Below are 17,129 nucleotides of genomic sequence, written 5' to 3'. Positions count from 1 at the left end.
ACCCCGACCAGGACGAGGAGGACACCCGTATGGGACAGCCGCAAGCGCAGCCAGAAGGGACCGAGGCAGGCAAGCCACCCCTGCGCGTGGGGATGGTGGGCTACGCCTTCATGGGCGCCGCCCACTCCCAGGGCTGGCGCACCGCGGGCCGCGTCTTCGATCTGCCGCTGAACCCCGTGCAGGCCGTGATCTGCGGCCGGGACGCCGCCGCCGTGCGCGCGGCGGCCGACCGGCACGGCTGGGCCTCCACCGAGACCGACTGGCGGGCCCTCGTCGAACGGGACGACGTCGACCTCGTCGACATCTGCACCCCCGGCGACAGCCATGCCGAGATCGCCCTCGCCGCCCTGGCCGCGGGCAAGCACGTCCTGTGCGAGAAGCCCCTCGCCAACACGGTCGAGGAAGCCACCTCGATGGTGCTGGCGGCCGAAGAGGCCCACGCACGCGGCCAGGTGGCGATGGTCGGATTCAACTACCGTCGGGTGCCCGCCACCGCCCAGGCCCGCCGCATGGTCGCCGAGGGCCGCCTGGGCAGGCTGCGGCACGTGCGCGTGACGTACCTCCAGGACTGGCTGGTCGACCCGCAGTTCCCGCTGACCTGGCGGCTGCGCAGGGAGCAGGCCGGCTCGGGCTCGCTCGGCGACCTGGGCGCGCACATCGTCGACCTCGCGCAGTACCTGGTGGGGGAGCCGCTGGCGGGCGTCTCCGCGCTGACGGAGACCTTCGTGCGCGAACGGCCCCTGCCCACCGGCGCCACGAGCGGGCTGTCCGCCGTCACCTCCGCAGGCACCGGCCAGGTCACCGTCGACGACGCCGCCCTGTTCACGGCCCGCTTCCCCTCCGGCGCGCTCGCCTCCTTCGAGGCCACCCGCTACGCCACCGGCCGCAAGAACGCCCTGCGCATCGAACTCAACGGGGAGCGCGGCTCCCTCGCCTTCGACCTCGAGCGGCTCAACGAGCTGTCCTTCCACGACGGCACCGAGCCCGGCGCGGAGGCGGGCTTCCGCCGCATCCTCGTCACCGAACCCGACCACCCCTACCTGGACGCCTGGTGGCCGCCGGGCCACGGCCTCGGCTACGAGCACACCTTCGTCCACCAGGCCCGCGACCTCGTGCACGCCATCGCCGGGGGCCGCCGGCCCGAACCCTCCTTCGCCGACGGGCTGCAGGTGCAGCGCGTGCTCGCGGCAGTCGAGGAGAGCGCCGAGAAGAACTCCGTCTACACGCCGATCGCGGTCTGAGGAGGCCACGAGGATGCCGCGCACCTTCACCCTGTTCACCGGCCAGTGGGCCGACCTGCCCCTGGAGGAGGTCTGCCGCCTGGCCCGCGACTTCGGCTACGACGGCCTGGAACTCGCCTGCTGGGGCGACCACTTCGAAGTCGACAAGGCGCTTGCCGACCCCGGCTACCTCGACGGCCGCCGGGCCCTGCTCGACAAGTACGGCCTGAAGTGCTGGGCCGTCTCCAACCACCTGGTCGGCCAGGCCGTCTGCGACGCCATCATCGACGAACGCCACCAGGCCATCGTGCCTGGTGAGGTGTGGGGCGACGGAGATCCGGAAGGAGTCCGGCAGCGGGCCGCGGAACGCATGAAGGACACCGCCCGGGCGGCGGCCGCCTTCGGGGTCGACACCGTCATCGGCTTCACCGGCTCCGCCATCTGGCACCTGGTCGCCATGTTCCCGCCCGCACCCGACGCGATGATCGAGCGGGGCTACCAGGACTTCGCCGACCGCTGGAACCCGATCCTGGACGTCTTCGACGCCGAGGGCGTGCGGTTCGCGCACGAGGTCCATCCCAGCGAGATCGCCTACGACTACTGGACCACCCAGAGGGCCCTGGAGGCCGTCGGCCGACGCCCCGCCTTCGGCCTCAACTTCGACCCCAGCCACTTCGTGTGGCAGGACCTCGATCCGGTCGGCTTCCTCTGGGACTTCCGCGACCGGATCTACCACGTCGACTGCAAGGAGGCCCGCAAGCGCCTCGACGGCCGCAACGGCCGCCTCGGCTCCCACCTGCCCTGGGGCGACCCGAGGCGCGGCTGGGACTTCGTCTCCGCCGGGCACGGCGACGTTCCCTGGGAGGACGTCTTCCGGATGCTGCGCTCCATCGACTACCAAGGCCCCGTCTCGGTCGAGTGGGAGGACGCCGGCATGGACCGTCTCCAGGGCGCCCCCGAGGCCCTGATCCGCCTCAAGGCGTTCGACTTCGAACCGCCCAGCGCGTCCTTCGACGCCGCGTTCAACAGCTGAACCACGCACCCGGCGCAGGTCGGGGACGAGGACCGGCAGCACCGCCGGGCCCCCCTCCGACCTGCACGGATCCTGCTCTGTCCTGAGCTGGGAGAAAGGGCGACCGAGTCCGTCCCAAGGGGTGTTCGCCCCGGACGGACACGGCTACCGTCCTTGATGTGTTCAGGACACATACACCTCCGGGGTGACGGCGCACCCCGGCGCCCGCACCGCACGTCTTCGCACCCACCCCGTACGGCCCACCCCGTTCCCGGAGGGACTTCGTGCACAGAACCACACCCAGAAGCGCCCGCACCCCCAGGCGGCCCAGGCTTCGCACCACCGTCGCCCTGTTCACCGGCCTGCTCCTCGCCGTGGGCACCCCGGCCACCGTCGCCGGCGCCCACCCCGGTCACCCGGAGCACGACGAACCGGCAGCCGCCGAAGGGCAGTTCCAGCAGGTACCGCTCGCCAAGGGCGAACCCGAGACGGGCGAGCCGATGTCGCTCGCCGTGCTCCCGGACCGCAGCGTCCTGCACACCTCGCGCGACGGCACGCTGCGCCTCACCGACCAGGGCGGCGTCACCAAGGTCGCCGGCAGGCTCGACGTCTACAGCCACGACGAGGAAGGCCTCCAGGGCGTCGGCATCGACCCGGACTTCAAGAACAACAGGGCGATCTACCTCTACTACGCCCCGCCGCTCGACACCCCCGCGGGCGACGCCCCGGAGACCGGCACCGCCGAGGACTTCAAGAAGTTCGACGGCGTCAACCGCCTCTCCCGCTTCGTGCTGAACCCCAACGGCACGCTGAACATGTCCAGCGAGAAGAAGGTCCTGGACGTCGCGGCCTCCCGGGGTACCTGCTGCCACGTCGGCGGCGACATCGACTTCGACGCGGACGGCAACCTCTACCTGTCGACCGGCGACGACACCAACCCCTTCGCCTCCGACGGCTACACCCCGATCGACGAACGCGAGGGCCGCAACCCGGCCTTCGACGCACGCCGCAGCTCCGGCAACACCAACGACCTGCGCGGCAAGATCCTGCGGATCAAGGTCGCCGAGGACGGCTCGTACACCGTCCCGGACGGCAACCTCTTCGCCCCGGGCACCGAGAAGACCCGCCCCGAGATCTACGCGATGGGCTTCCGCAACCCGTTCCGGATGAGCGTCGACGACAAGACCGGCACCGTCTACGTCGGCGACTACGGCCCCGACGCCGGCGCCGCCGACCCCAACCGCGGTCCGGGAGGGCAGGTCGAGTTCGCCAAGGTGACCAAGCCCACCAACTTCGGCTGGCCCTTCTGCACCGGCGACAACGACGCCTACGTCGACTACGACTTCGCCACCAAGGAGTCCGGCGAGACGTTCGACTGCGACGCCCCGAAGAACACCTCGCCGTACAACACGGGCCTGGTCGACCTGCCGCCCGCGCAGGCCGCCTGGATCCCGTACGACGGCGGCTCCGTACCCGAGTTCGGCAGCGGCTCCGAGTCCCCGATGGCCGGCCCGGTCTACCGCTACGACCCCGAGCTCGACTCCAGCGTGAAGTTCCCCGAGGCGTACGACGGCGACTTCTTCGCCGGAGAGTTCGGCCGCCGCTGGATCAAGCGGATCGAGCAGACCTCGGACGGACCCGACGGCTCCGTCGCGAAGATCAACGACTTCCCGTGGACCGGCACCCAGATCATGGACATGGAGTTCGGCCCCGACGGCGCGCTCTACGTCCTCGACTACGGCGTCTCCTGGTTCCAGGGCGACGAGCACTCCGCGCTGTACCGGATCGAGAACGCCGAGGACGGCTTCTCCCCGATCGCCGAGGTCAGCGCCGACAAGACGTCCGGTGCGGCGGGCCTGAAGGTCAAGTTCACCGCCTCCGCCAAGGACGCCGACTCCCCGGACCTCACCTACAGCTGGGACTTCGGCGACGGCACCAGGGGCGAGGGCCTCAACCCCATCCACCGGTACAAGAAGGTCGGCACCTACAGCGCCACCTTCACCGCCAAGGACCCCGAGGGCAACACCGGCAACGCCAGCGTCCGGATCGTCGTCGGCAACACCGAGCCCAAGGTGAGGATCGTCGTCCCGGGCAACGGCGCCCTGGCCGAGTTCGGCAAGCCCGTCCCGTTCAAGGTGACCGTCACCGACCCCGAGGAGACGGTCGACTGCTCCAGGGTCAAGGTCTCCTACAGCCTCGGCCACGACTCCCACGCCCACGAGCTGACCAGCGAGATGGGCTGCGAGGGCACCCTGACGCCGCCCGCCGGTGACGGCGGCCACGACCCCAACGCCAACATCTACGGTGTCGTCGGCGCCGCCTACACCGACGGCGGGGCCAACGGGCAGGAGGCCCTGACCGGCACCGCCCGCACCGTCCTCCAGCCGCTGCACCGCCAGGGCGAGCACTTCACCACCCAGTCCGGTGTCTCGGTCATCGACAAGACCGGCGCCAACGGCGGCAAGACCGTCGGCGACATCAACGACGGCGACTGGATCTCCTTCGCCCCCTACCGGTTCGACGGGCAGAAGAAGATGACCGTACGGGCCTCCTCCGGCGGCGCCGGCGGCTTCGTCGAACTGCGCACCGGCTCGCCCGACGGACCGCTGCACGGCTCGGCCTACATCCCGCCGACCGGCGGCTGGGAGACCTTCCAGAACGTCGACGTGCCGCTGCGGTCGCTTCCCAGGAAGACCACGGACATCTACCTGGTCTTCAAGGGCGGCGAGGGCGCGCTGTACGACGTGGACGACTTCGAGTTCTCCAAGGAGCCGTTCAAGGGCGGCAAGAAGCTCCTGGTCTTCTCCAAGACCGCCGGCTTCCGGCACGACTCCATCCCGGCCGGCATCACCGCGCTGAAGGAGCTCGGCGGCCCGGTGGGCATCACGGTCGACGCGACCGAGGAGGCAAGGCAGTTCACCACGGCCAACCTCGCCAAGTACGACGCGGTGGCGTTCCTGTCCACCACCGGTGACGTCCTCAACGCCGAGCAGCAGAAGGCGTTCGAGAACTACGTGGCGGGTGGCGGCGGCTACATGGGCATCCACGCCGCAGCCGACACCGAGTACGACTGGGAGTTCTACGGCGGCCTCGTCGGCGCCTACTTCCACTCGCACCCGGCCATCCAGAAGGCCACCGTCCGCGTCGAGGACCACGACCACCCGTCCACCGGGCACCTGGACGACGCCTGGGAGCGCACCGACGAGTGGTACAACTACCGCACCAACCCGCGTGAGAAGGCCAAGGTCCTCGCCACCCTGGACGAGACCACCTACCAGGGCGGCACCATGAAGGGCGACCATCCCATCGCCTGGTGCCAGAGCTACGGCGGCGGCCGGTCCTTCTACACCGGCGGCGGCCACACCAAGGAGTCCTACGCCGACGCGGCCTTCCGCGCACATCTGCTCGGCGGCCTCCAGTACGCCACCGGCCAGGTGAAGGCGGACTGCAGGCCGGGCAAGGACTACCGGAAGATCTTCAACGGCCAGACCCTGGACGGCTGGAAGCAGGCCGGCCCCGGCACGTTCAACGTCAAGGACGGCACCCTGGAGTCCGAGGGCGGCATGGGCCTGCTCTGGTACCAGGCCAAGGAGCTGACGTCGTACTCGCTCAAGCTCGACTGGAAGATGCAGGGCGACGACAACTCCGGGATCTTCGTGGGCTTCCCGGCCTCCGACGACCCCTGGTCCGCGGTGAACAAGGGCTACGAGATCCAGATCGACGCCACGGACGCCCCCGACCGCACCACGGGCTCCGTCTACTCGTTCAAGTCGGCCGACATCAAGGCCCGTGACCAGGTTCTGCGGCCGCCCGGCCAGTGGAACTCCTACGAGATCAAGGTCCAGGGCGAACGCCTCCGGGTGTTCCTCAACGGAGTCAAGATCAACGACTTCACCAACAAGGACCCCCAGCGGAGCCTGACCGACGGCTACATCGGGTTGCAGAACCACGGCGCCGACGACCAGGTCTCCTTCCGCAACATCCAGTTGAAGGAACTGCCCGTCAAGGGTGGCTGAACGGCGGCGGGCGGGGGACGCCGGACCCCCGCCCGCCGTCCCCGTACCTCCCCCCGGGGCTCGCGCACGATCAGGAGGCTGCCCATGTCCGCGTCCCTCTCCCGACCGCGTGTGGGGGTGTGGCTGATCGGAGCCCGAGGCTCCGTCGCCACCACCGTCGTCACAGGGTGCGCCGCCGTCACCGCGGGACTGCACCCGCCCACCGGCATGGTGACCGAGACCCCGGCGCTCACCGACAGCGGTCTGCCCGCACTGTCCGACCTCGTCTTCGGCGGCCACGACACCCTCGACTGCCCCCTGCCCAAACGCGCCGAGACCCTGACCGCGGGGGGCGTCCTCCCACCGGGCGTCGCGACCGCCGTCGCCGCCGAACTCACCGCCGCCGACCGGGAGATCAGGCCCGGCGGCCCCACGCCGGGGGACACCAGGAGCGAGGCCGAACTGATCACGGCCTTCGCCGGCGACATACGCGACTTCATCCACCGCCACGCACTGGAGCGAGCCGTGGTGGTGAACGTCGCCTCCACCGAACCCGCGTCCCAGGGCCCCGCTGCCCCACTGCCGGCCAGCACCCTGTACGCACTGGCCGCCCTGCGCGCGGACTGCCCCTACATCAACTTCACCCCCTCAGAGGGCATGCACCACCCCGTCGCCGCCCGCGAAGCCGAGCGGAGCGGCCTGCCGTACGCCGGCCGGGACGGCAAGACCGGCCAGACGCTGCTTCGAGCGGTGCTGGGCCCGATGTTCGCGCAGCGGGCACTGAGGGTCCGGGCCTGGTCCGGTACGAACGTGCTCGGCGGCGGCGACGGCGCGGCCCTCGCCGACCCGGCCGCCGCGGCGGCGAAGAACGCGGGCAAGGAACGCGTCCTCGCCGACACCCTCGGTACCGTCCCCGAGGGCGAGGTGCACATCGACGACGTCCCGGCCCTCGGCGACTGGAAGACCGCCTGGGACCACATCGCCTTCGACGGTTTCCTCGGTACCCGCATGATCCTCCAGACCATCTGGCAGGGCTGCGACTCGGCGCTCGCGGCACCCCTGGTGCTGGACCTGGCCCGTCTCACCGCCCGCGCCCACGAGACGGGGGTGTCCGGTCCGCTCGACGCCCTCGGCTTCTACTTCAAGGACCCGGTGGGGGAGGGGCCCTCGGGGTTGTCCGAGCAGTACGAAGAACTGGTCCGGTTCGGGCGAAGCCTGGGGCGGGCCGGTGGAGAGGACCGTGCCGCGCGGCCGGTGAGGGACACCGAGGAGACGGGGGAAGCGCTGTGACCTGGCGCGAGAGCCCGTGCGGCTGCCCCGACGGGGCGTCCGCAGCCGCGCCCGAAGCCACCGCCGGAGACCCGGCCTCCCGCGCGTGCAGCCACTCGTCCCGGAGCCGTGCCTGGGCCGAACTCCTGCGTCTGCCCGCCCTGTTCAGCGTCCCCGGCGACGTCCTGGCCGGTACGGCCGCGACCGGCGCGGCACCCAGCTCCCGCACCCTGCTCGCCATCGGCTCCTCCCTCTGCCTCTACGAGGCCGGCATGGCCCTCAACGACTGGGCGGACCGCGACATCGACGCCGTCGAACGCCCGCACCGCCCCCTCCCCTCCGGCCGCGTCCGGCCCGCCGCCGCACTCACCGCGGCCTGCGCCCTCACCGGCGCCGGACTGGCCCTGGCCGCGCGCGCGGGCCGCCCGGCCCTGGCCGTCGCCGCACCGCTGGCGGCAACCGTCTGGGCGTACGACCTCGGACTCAAGCACACGCCCGCCGGGCCTGTGGCCATGGGCGCGGCCCGCGGCCTCGACCTGCTCCTCGGAGCCGCCGCCACGACCGGCAGCACCCGCCCGGCCCTGCCCTCCGCGACCCTCCTCGGCACCCACACCCTGGCCGTCACGACGGTCTCCCGGCAGGAGGCCCGGGGCGGCACGCCGCTGGCCCCCCTGGCGGCCCTCGCGACGACGGCCTTGCTGACCCGACTGGTGACGCGCCGCCCCGCCGGGCTGACGAGAGGTCGCCCGCAGGCAACCGACCACGGGCCGACGGGTCCCCGAACTGCCGGGTGCCCAGGGCGGCAATCCCCTGCGCTGCTCACCACCGGTCTCGCAGCCGTCTACGCCACGACGACCGCCCGCCCCTACGTCCACGCCGCCCTGAACCCCTCACCTCCTCTCATCCAGCGTGCCGTCGGCGCCGGCATCCGCGCCACGATCCCCCTCCAGGCCACCCTCACCGCCCGCTCCCGGGGGACGGCCACCGCACTCCTCATCGCCGCCCTCGCCCCGCTGGGAGCCCGGTTCGCGAAGAAGGTGAGCGTCACATGAGCCCCGAAGCCCGACCTTCCGAGAACCCAGCCGAGGCTTCACGACCCCCCAGCACCCAGACCGCGGTCTCGCATCGCCCTGCCGTGCAGAGCGCGCGTTCGCCCCGCTCCGCCGTCCAGGCCGCGGCGTTGCCCCGCTCCGCCGTCCAGGCCGCGGCTTCGCCCCGCTCCGCCGTCCAGACCGCGGTCTCGCATCGCCCGGCCGTCCAGAGCGCGCGTTCGCCCAGCTCCGCCGTCCAGGCCGCGGCGTTGCCCCGTTCCACCGCGCAGAGCGCCGTCTCGCCCCGCCCGGCCGTCCAGGCCGCGGTCCCGCCCGGCTCCACAGCCCAGAGCACCGCCTTGCCCTGTTCCACGGCCCACAGCACCGCCTCGCCCTCCACCACAGCCCAGAGCACCGCCTCGCCCCACCCCGTCACCGTCCAGTCCGGCGCCCACCCCTCCCTCCGCTTCGGCTACGGCACCAACGGGCTCGCCGACCTCCGGCTCGACGACGCCCTCTCCCTCCTCGCCGACCTCGGCTACGACGGCGTCGGACTGACCCTCGACCACATGCATCTCGACCCGCTCGCCCCCGACCTCGCGGCCCGTACCCGCCAGGTCGCGCACCGGCTTGACGCGCTCGGGCTGGGCGTCACCATCGAGACGGGCGCCCGCTATGTGCTCGACCCGCGCCGCAAGCACGGCCCGTCCCTGCTGGACCCGGACCCCGACGACCGGGCCCGCCGCGTCGACCTCCTCGCCCGGGCCGTCCGGGTCGCCGCCGACCTCGGCGCCCACGCGGTGCACTGCTTCAGCGGGATCGTGCCGGAGGGCACCGACACCGCCACCGCGTGGAAGCGGCTCGCCGAAGCCCTCACCCCTGTCCTGGACGCCGCCGTGTCCGCCGACGTCCCGCTGGCCGTCGAACCTGAGCCGGGCCACCTCCTCGCCACCCTGGCCGACTTCCATCACCTCCGCAGTGCTCTCGGCGACCCCGAACCCCTCGGCCTGACCCTGGACATCGGCCACTGCCAGTGCCTCGAACCCCTCTCTCCCGCCGACTGCGTGCGGGCCGCCGCCCCCTGGCTGCGGCACGTGCAGATCGAGGACATGCGGCGCGGTGTCCACGAACACCTCCCGTTCGGGGACGGGGAGATCGACTTCCCACCCGTCCTGACGGCCCTCGCCGCCACCGGTTACCAGGGCCTGACCGTCGTCGAGCTGCCCCGCCACTCCCACGCAGGCCCTCATTTCGCCGCACACTCCCTCCCGTTCCTCCGCCACGCCGAGCAGACCGCGGCCACCGTGCCACCCGGTCCCGCTCAGGCCCTCCAGCAGGCCGCGCCACCCCACGGCGCTCCCTCCACCGCCCCTGAAGGGAGCAGCAGATGACCCACCCCCGGGCCACGCCCGCGGCGAGAACCGAGAACACCCAGGACGCCCCGAGCCCCAGAACCCACACCGGCGAACCCACCCCTGGTACCGCCCTCACCTCCCACCCGTCACTCACAGACCTCCGCCGCCACCTCACCACCCACCTCGACCCGGCCGCGCGCACCTGGCTAGACCACGCCCTCGACGAGGCCGTCGCCCACCCCGGCCTGCACGGGCCGATCTCCGTGTGGGAGCTGCGACTCGCCGAAGCCGGCCGGCGTTGCGGACCCGCGCACGCCGACACCGCCCGGGTCCTGATCCTGGAGGCGGCCCGCGCCGACGCCGGCGCCCTGACCCGGGTGTACTTCCAGGGCACCGCCGACGAGCGCCGAGCCGTGCTGTACGCCCTGCCCCACCTCGTGGCCGGCCCGGGCGCCCTCCCGCTGATCGAGGACGCCCTGCGCACCCACGACACCCGGCTCCTCAGTGCCGCCGTCGGTCCCTACGCCGCCCGGCACCTGACCGCCCACGCGTGGCGTCACGCCGTTCTGAAGTGCCTGTTCACCGGTGTCCCCGTCGACCATGTGGCAGACCTGCCCCGGCGCGCCGCCGGCGACGGTGAACTCGCCCGGATGCTGGGCGACTACGCCGCCGAGCGTGCCGCCGCCGGCCGCTCCGTCCCCGAGGACCTGTACCGCGTCCTGGACCTGACCGAGTCCGTCACTCCGGCCCCCGGCACGGACCACCCCCACGGCAAGGAGTCCTGATGCGCATCTTCGACCCCCACATCCACATGACGTCCCGGACCACCGACGACTACGAGGCCATGTACGCCGCCGGTGTCCGCGCCGTCGTCGAGCCGTCCTTCTGGCTCGGCCAGCCGCGCACCTCGCCCGCCTCCTTCCGTGACTACTTCGACTCCCTTCTCGGCTGGGAGCCCTTCCGCGCCGCCCAGTACGGCATCGCCCACCACTGCACGATCGCCCTCAACCCCAAGGAGGCGAACGACCCGCGCTGCCTGCCCGTCCTCGACGAACTGCCGCGGTATCTCGTCAAGGACAACGTGGTGGCGGTCGGGGAGATCGGCTACGACTCCATGACCCCCGCCGAGGACACCGCCCTCGCCGCACAGCTCCAGCTCGCAGCCGACCACGGCCTGCCCGCCCTCGTGCACACCCCGCACCGCGACAAGCTCGCCGGGCTGCGCCGCACCCTCGACGTCGTCCGGGAGTCCGCGCTGGCCCCGGACCGGGTCCTGGTCGACCACCTCAACGAGACCACCGTCAAGGAGGCCAGGGACAGCGGCTGCTGGCTGGGCTTCTCGGTTTACCCCGACACCAAGATGGACGAGGAACGCATGGTCGCGCTCCTGCGCGCCCACGGGACCGGGCAGGTCCTGGTGAACTCCGCCGCCGACTGGGGAAAGAGCGACCCCCTCAAGACCCGCAAGGTCGGTGACCTGATGCTGGCCGAGGGCTTCGACGAGGACGACGTCGACCAGGTGCTGTGGCGCAACCCGGTCGCCTTCTACGGTCTCAGCGGCCGCCTGAACCTCGACGTCACCGGCACGGAGGCCACCCATGAGGGCAACTCCATCCTCCGCGGCGCGCCCAAGGACCCGCACGGGCCGGACACCGGACCCGGCACGCCGGTCCCCGCCGCGGAGGCGTGAACCATGCGCTTCCGCCACCCCGACGGCTCCACCGTCCACCTCGCCTACTGCACCAACGTCCATCCCGCCGAAACCCTCGACGGCGTCCTCGCCCAGCTTCGCGACCACTGCGAGCCCGTCCGCCGCCGCCTGGGCCGCGACCGGCTCGGTATCGGGCTGTGGCTGGCCAAGGACGCCGCGCACGCCCTCGTCACCGACCCCTCCGCACTGCGCAGGCTGCGCACCGAGCTCGACCGGCGTGGCCTCGAGGTCGTCACCCTCAACGGCTTCCCCTATGAGGGCTTCGGCGCCGAGGAGGTGAAGTACCGCGTCTACAAGCCGGACTGGGCCGACCCGGAACGCCTCGACCACACCACTGCACTGGCCCGCGTCCTCGCCGGGCTCCTCCCCGACGACGTCACCGACGGGACCATCTCCACCCTGCCCCTCGCCTGGCGCACCGCGTACGACGACGAACGAGCGGAAACCGCCCGCACCGCGCTGCGCACCCTCGCCGAACGCCTCGACGCCCTCGAGGAACTGACCGGCCGCTCGATCCGCGTCGGCCTGGAACCGGAGCCCGGCTGCGTCGTCGAGACCACCCACGACGCCATCGCCCCGCTCACCGCGATCGGCCACGACCGCATCGGCATCTGCGTCGACACCTGCCATCTCGCCACCTCCTTCGAAGAACCGCACACCGCCCTGGACACGCTCACCGCAGCCCGCGTCCCCGTCGTCAAATCCCAGCTCTCCGCCGCCCTGCACGCCGAGCACCCTCACCTCCCCGAGGTCCGCGAGGCCCTCGCCGCCTTCGCCGAGCCCCGCTTCCTGCACCAGACGCGTACAGCCACCGCCGCCGGCCTGCGCGCCACGGACGACCTCGACGAGGCCGTCGCCGGCAACGCCCTGCCGGACGCCTCACCTTGGCGCGCCCACTTCCACGTCCCCCTGCACGCGGCCCCCGCCGCGCCCCTCACCTCCACCCTTGCGGTGCTCACATCCGCACTGACCGGGCTCGTCGGCGGACCGGCCCCGCTCACCCGCCACCTGGAGGTCGAGACCTACACCTGGCAAGCCCTCCCGCCGGAGCTGCGTCCCAGGAGCCGCACCCAGCTCGCCGAGGGCATCGCCGCCGAACTCACCCTCGCCCGCGACCTGCTGACGGACCTCGGCCTGAAGGAGCTGCCATGAGCACCGGCACCCATGAGCACCCCGCCCCGGCCGCCACGGACCGCCCCATCCCGCTCCTCGTCCTCGATGTCGTCGGTCTCACCCCCCGTCTCCTCGACCACATGCCCCACCTCAAGGCGCTCGGCCAGTCCGGCTCCCGCGCCACGCTCGGCACCGTCCTGCCCGCCGTCACCTGCGCCGCCCAGTCCACCTTCCTCACCGGCACCATGCCCTCGGAGCACGGCATCGTCGGCAACGGCTGGTACTTCCGCGAACTCGGTGACGTCCTGCTGTGGCGCCAGCACAACGGGCTCGTGGCCGGTGACAAGCTCTGGGACGCCGCCCGCCGCGCCCACCCCGGCTACACCGTCGCGAACATCTGCTGGTGGTACGCCATGGGCGCCGACACCGACCTCACCGTCACCCCCCGTCCGGTCTACTACGCCGACGGCCGCAAGGAACCCGACTGCTACACCCGGCCGGCCGCGCTGCACGACGAACTCACCGAAGAGCTCGGCACGTTCCCCCTGTTCCACTTCTGGGGCCCCGGAGCCGACCTCGTCTCCAGCCGGTGGATCATCGACGCGACCCGCCACATCATCCGCACCCGGCATCCCGACCTGACGCTCTGCTACCTCCCTCATCTCGACTACGACCTGCAGCGCTTCGGCCCCGACGACCCGCGCTCCCTCAAAGCGGCCGCCGGCCTGGACGCCGCCATGGCCCCCCTGCTGGACGACGCCCGCGCCGAGGGCCGTACCGTCGTCGCACTGTCCGAGTACGGGATCACCCGCGTGAACCGGCACGTCGACATCAACCGCGCCCTGCGCCGCGCCGGCCTGCTGGAGGTGCACACGCAGGACGGCATGGAGTACCTCGACCCGATGGCGTCCCGCGCCTTCGCGGTCGCCGACCACCAGATCGCCCATGTCTACGTGCGCCGTCCCGAGGACCTGGATGCCACCCGGGCCGCACTCGACGGTCTGCCCGGCATCGACCAACTCCTGGACGACGAAGGCAAGAAGACCCATCACCTCGACCATCCGCGCGCCGGCGAACTCGTCGCCGTGGCGGAACCCGACGCCTGGTTCACGTACTACTACTGGCTCGACGACGACCACGCGCCCGACTTCGCGCAACTCGTCGAGATCCACCGCAAACCCGGCTACGACCCGGTCGAGCTCTTCATGGATCCCCTCGACCCGTACGTCAAGGTCAAGGCGGCCACCGCACTGGCGCGCAAGAAGCTCGGCATGCGCTACCGCATGGCGGTCGTGCCCCTGGACCCCTCACCTATTCGCGGCAGCCACGGCCGCCTCCCGGCGAGCGACGACGACGGTCCGCTCCTCATCTGCTCCACCCCCCGTGCTGTCGGCGACCGCCTCGCGGCCACCGATGTGAAGTCACTGCTGCTCCGACTCGCCGGTCTCGGCTGAGGTCGAAACCCTCGGTCACGACCGGTCACAAGTGAAGCACTCACCACTGACAACGCCCCGCGATCACGAGGAGTTCCACGCATGAGCCGCTTCTCCCAGCCCGACCCCGAGCTCAGCGACCGCCTCAGCAGACGAGGCATGCTCGGCGTGGCCGCCGGTGCCACCGCAGCCGCCCTGCTCGGTGCCGCGGCCCCCGCGACCGCCGCCGCCACGACGGCGTCCACCGGTACCGCCTCCGGCGCCAAGGGCCGTGGCCGCCCCGTCCTGCCGCCCGGCCGCCTCGGCATCCAGCTCTACAGCCTGCGTGACAAGGTCTCCACCCTCGGCTTCGGCCCCGTCTTCGCCGAACTGGAGCGGTACGGCTACGACGAGGTCGAGTTCGCCGGTTACACCCAGGGCTCGGCGGGCCCCATCACCCTCGCCCAGCTCAAGCGGCTGGCCCGGAACCACGGCTTGAACCCCATCGGCAGTCACGTCGGCTACTACTCCGACGACCCGAACGCCTACACCTTCGCCCAGAACCTCACCAAGGTCCTCGACGACGCCCAGGCCCTCGGCCTCAAGCACATCGGCACGGCCGCCGGACCGTTCCGCTACGGCTCGACCGTCGACGCCTGGAAGCGTGCCGCCGAGGACTTCAACACCTACGGCGCGGCGGCGAGGGCCCGGGGCATGAAGTTCTACCAGCACAACCACTCCGAGGAGTTCTCCTTCGCGACCGACAACCCCAAGGTCCGCCTCTACGACATCCTCCTCAGGGAGACCGACCCGGACCTCGTCTACCTGGAGATGGACATCTACTGGGCGTACGTCGGCCAGTTCCGCTTCTCCAAGCGGCCCGACGGCACACCCGCGCCGTTCGAGCCGCTGAACTACGTCCTCAGGCGGCCCGACCGCTACCCGCTCTTCCACGTCAAGGACGGCGAGAGCGACCCGTCGAACCCGTACGGCTACCGCATGACCGACGTCGGCGACGGGGACATCGACTACCAGCGGTTCATCTCCGCCGTGACCCGGCTGCGCGGCCACCGCATGGCCCACCACTGGCAGGCCGAGCACGACAACCCGGCCGAGTCCTTCACGTTCGCGCGCCGTTCCAGCGCGCACCTGCACTCCCTGAGGGAGAAGTGCTGACCGGCGTACGGGCATGAGGAGGCCCCTCCCCGGACGGGGAGGGGCCTCCTCATGTGTGGAACGGCCCTCAGCCCACCGCTTGCTGCCGCCCCGGCTGACGCAGCCCGAGGCCCGCGGCGTTCTTCCGGTCGCCGGAGCAGGCCGACGGGGCAATGCCGCCCCCCACCCGATCTTCGGCGGTTCCGTGAAGAAGACCGCTCAGGCCACGACCACGATCTCGACGTGGCAGCCGATGAGATCCAGGACCTGCCGTCAGGTCACGCTGTGTCCTCGCCGAGCGGTTGCGGGTTGGGGGAGATGCGGCCCGTCTTCTTGTCGCGTCCCGGCGGGGTCAGGAACAGGGCCATACAGCCGGCGAAGAGCGAGATGGAGCCGGCCAGGATGAAGGCACCGGAGTGCCCCCAGGCGCCGACGACCACGGCACCCATGCCGGCGCCCAGGCCGGAGACGAGCTTGGCGCTGTAGACCATGCCGTAGTTGGAGGCGTTGTTGTTCTCACCGAAGTAGTCGGCCGTGAGCGCCGCGAACATCGGGAAGATGGCACCGCCGCCGAAGCCGGAGATCGACGAGAAGACCAGGAACAGCGGAAGGTTCTCGGCGTTCGCCGACCAGAGGATGCCGTACTGGGAAAGGCCCAGGATCACGCACACGACGAGCAGGCACCGCTTGCGGCCGTACAGGTCCGAGAGCCAGCCGATGACACCGCGGCCGGTGCCGTTGACGATGGCCTTCAGGGACATGGCCGTGGCGACGATCCCGCCCGCGAATCCGGCCTCCTCGCCGATCTCCACCTGGAAGGCGATACCGAAGATGTTCACGCCGGAGGTACAGGCCAGACAGAACCACATCAGGGCCACCCGGCCGGTCCTCCAGGCCTCCTTGGGGGAGTACTGGTGCACCGCGGGCGGGTTCATCCGCAGGGAGCGGGCCGCACGCGGGTCGTCCCGCGGGTTCAGCGGGTCGATGGTGCCGGGCCACCAGTTCTTCGGCGGATCCTTGAAGAAGTAGCCGGAGAACGCGACCATTCCGGCCAGGAGCACACCCACCGAGACCAGCACCCAGCGGAAGTTGGTCAGGTCCATGTAGCCGTTGAAGAGGAAGACGAACGGCACCGAGCCGTAGGCGAAACCGCCGTTGACGAAGCCGGTCTTGCCGCCCTTGCGCTCCGGATACCACTTGCCGACCATGTTGACGCAGGTCGCGTACACCATGCCCGCGCCCATGCCGCTGAACATGCTGAAGCCGATGTAGGCGAAGACGACGTGCGGCGCGAAGGCGAGGGACAGGTAGCCCAGCAGAGTGCCCGTCGCGCCGAGCATCATGGCCCAGCGAGCCGGCAGTTTTCCGCTCTCACGCAGCTTGCCCGCGGGGAAGGCCACCGCGGCCTGGAAGAAGACCCAGACGGTCATCATCCAGAAGATGTGCATGCTGTTCCAGCTGTGCGCCGTGTGCAGGGTGTCCTCGGCGGACGCGAACGCGTACTCGGCGGAGGAGATGCCCATCATGCCGATCCAGGGCAGGATCACCATCCACTTGCGCTTGCGCCCCATGATGTCGATGTCGGTCTCACCGAGGCGGTAGACGCGACCGTTCGCGTCGGTGACCTCCCGGTAGGGAACCGTGGTGGGCAGATCGGTCGTTGTCATGTCGTGTCGCACCCCTTGCGTCGAAAGATCTGGCCAGCGCCCCCTGTCCCATGCCTTTCGTGCGCGTGCGGGTCCCGGGGCCGGCCGACGCGCACCGGCGGGCGGCCCCCCCCGCACGCACCACCTGTACCCCCCCCCCGCCCCCCCCCCGCCCCCGCCCAGCGGTACATCGCGCCGAGCACCGCCACC

12 protein-coding genes are annotated in these 17,129 nt (G+C 71.5%); 11 read left to right on the top strand and 1 reads right to left on the bottom strand.

The genetic code is table 11. From position 1 onward, the window contains the following. Positions 1-29 precede the first annotated feature (29 nt). From ACFU3E_RS29495 to ACFU3E_RS29445, 11 genes are all read left to right on the top strand, one after another. The gene (locus ACFU3E_RS29495) at positions 30-1,241 is read left to right on the top strand and encodes a Gfo/Idh/MocA family protein (RefSeq protein ID WP_384164780.1); all 1,212 of its coding nucleotides are present in this window, start codon (positions 30-32) and stop codon (positions 1,239-1,241) included. Positions 1,242-1,254: 13 nt separating this feature from the next. Next, on the top strand, positions 1,255-2,253 hold the full coding sequence (locus ACFU3E_RS29490; protein WP_384164777.1) for a sugar phosphate isomerase/epimerase family protein: 999 nt from the start codon (positions 1,255-1,257) through the stop codon (positions 2,251-2,253). Between the two features lie 263 nt (positions 2,254-2,516). Continuing rightward, positions 2,517-6,248 carry a ThuA domain-containing protein gene (locus ACFU3E_RS29485; protein ID WP_384164774.1) on the top strand — a complete coding sequence of 1,244 codons (3,732 nt, stop codon included), beginning with the start codon at positions 2,517-2,519 and terminating at the stop codon, positions 6,246-6,248. 84 nt (positions 6,249-6,332) lie between these two features. Further along, positions 6,333-7,517 carry an inositol-3-phosphate synthase gene (locus ACFU3E_RS29480; protein WP_384164770.1) on the top strand — a complete coding sequence of 395 codons (1,185 nt, stop codon included), beginning with the start codon at positions 6,333-6,335 and terminating at the stop codon, positions 7,515-7,517. Continuing rightward, positions 7,514-8,548 carry an SCO3242 family prenyltransferase gene (locus ACFU3E_RS29475; protein WP_384164767.1) on the top strand — a complete coding sequence of 345 codons (1,035 nt, stop codon included), beginning with the start codon at positions 7,514-7,516 and terminating at the stop codon, positions 8,546-8,548. The genes ACFU3E_RS29480 and ACFU3E_RS29475 overlap by 4 nt, the downstream gene beginning before the upstream one ends. A gap of 248 nt (positions 8,549-8,796) precedes the next feature. Then, positions 8,797-9,918, top strand: a complete 1,122-nt coding sequence (locus ACFU3E_RS29470; RefSeq protein WP_384164877.1) for a sugar phosphate isomerase/epimerase family protein — start codon at positions 8,797-8,799, stop codon at positions 9,916-9,918. Then, complete coding sequence (locus ACFU3E_RS29465; protein ID WP_384164764.1) at positions 9,915-10,667, top strand: EboA domain-containing protein; 753 nt, start codon at positions 9,915-9,917, stop codon at positions 10,665-10,667. Before ACFU3E_RS29470 ends, ACFU3E_RS29465 begins: the two co-directional genes overlap by 4 nt. Beyond that, positions 10,667-11,572 (top strand): TatD family hydrolase, encoded by a 906-nt coding sequence (locus ACFU3E_RS29460; protein WP_384164761.1) that lies wholly within the window; start codon positions 10,667-10,669, stop codon positions 11,570-11,572. Before ACFU3E_RS29465 ends, ACFU3E_RS29460 begins: the two co-directional genes overlap by 1 nt. A gap of 3 nt (positions 11,573-11,575) precedes the next feature. Further along, complete coding sequence (gene eboE, locus ACFU3E_RS29455; RefSeq protein WP_384164758.1) at positions 11,576-12,745, top strand: metabolite traffic protein EboE; 1,170 nt, start codon at positions 11,576-11,578, stop codon at positions 12,743-12,745. Continuing rightward, a complete protein-coding gene (locus tag ACFU3E_RS29450) occupies positions 12,742-14,160 on the top strand; it encodes an alkaline phosphatase family protein (RefSeq protein ID WP_384164755.1) in 1,419 nt (472 codons plus the stop codon). Before eboE ends, ACFU3E_RS29450 begins: the two co-directional genes overlap by 4 nt. 81 nt (positions 14,161-14,241) lie before the next feature. Next, positions 14,242-15,294, top strand: a complete 1,053-nt coding sequence (locus tag ACFU3E_RS29445; RefSeq protein WP_384164752.1) for a sugar phosphate isomerase/epimerase family protein — start codon at positions 14,242-14,244, stop codon at positions 15,292-15,294. A gap of 257 nt (positions 15,295-15,551) precedes the next feature. Here the strand turns inward: ACFU3E_RS29445 and ACFU3E_RS29440 are convergent, their stop codons facing one another. Next, complete coding sequence (locus ACFU3E_RS29440; protein WP_384164749.1) at positions 15,552-16,940, bottom strand: OFA family MFS transporter; 1,389 nt, start codon at positions 16,938-16,940, stop codon at positions 15,552-15,554. Positions 16,941-17,129 lie beyond the last annotated feature (189 nt).

This window comes from Streptomyces sp. NPDC057424 (assembly GCF_042803315.1).
In the GTDB taxonomy this organism is placed as follows: Bacteria; Actinomycetota; Actinomycetes; order Streptomycetales; family Streptomycetaceae; genus Streptomyces.
The sequence above is the reverse complement of the archived record's forward strand: the minus strand, read 5'-3'. Positions and strand labels throughout refer to the sequence as shown.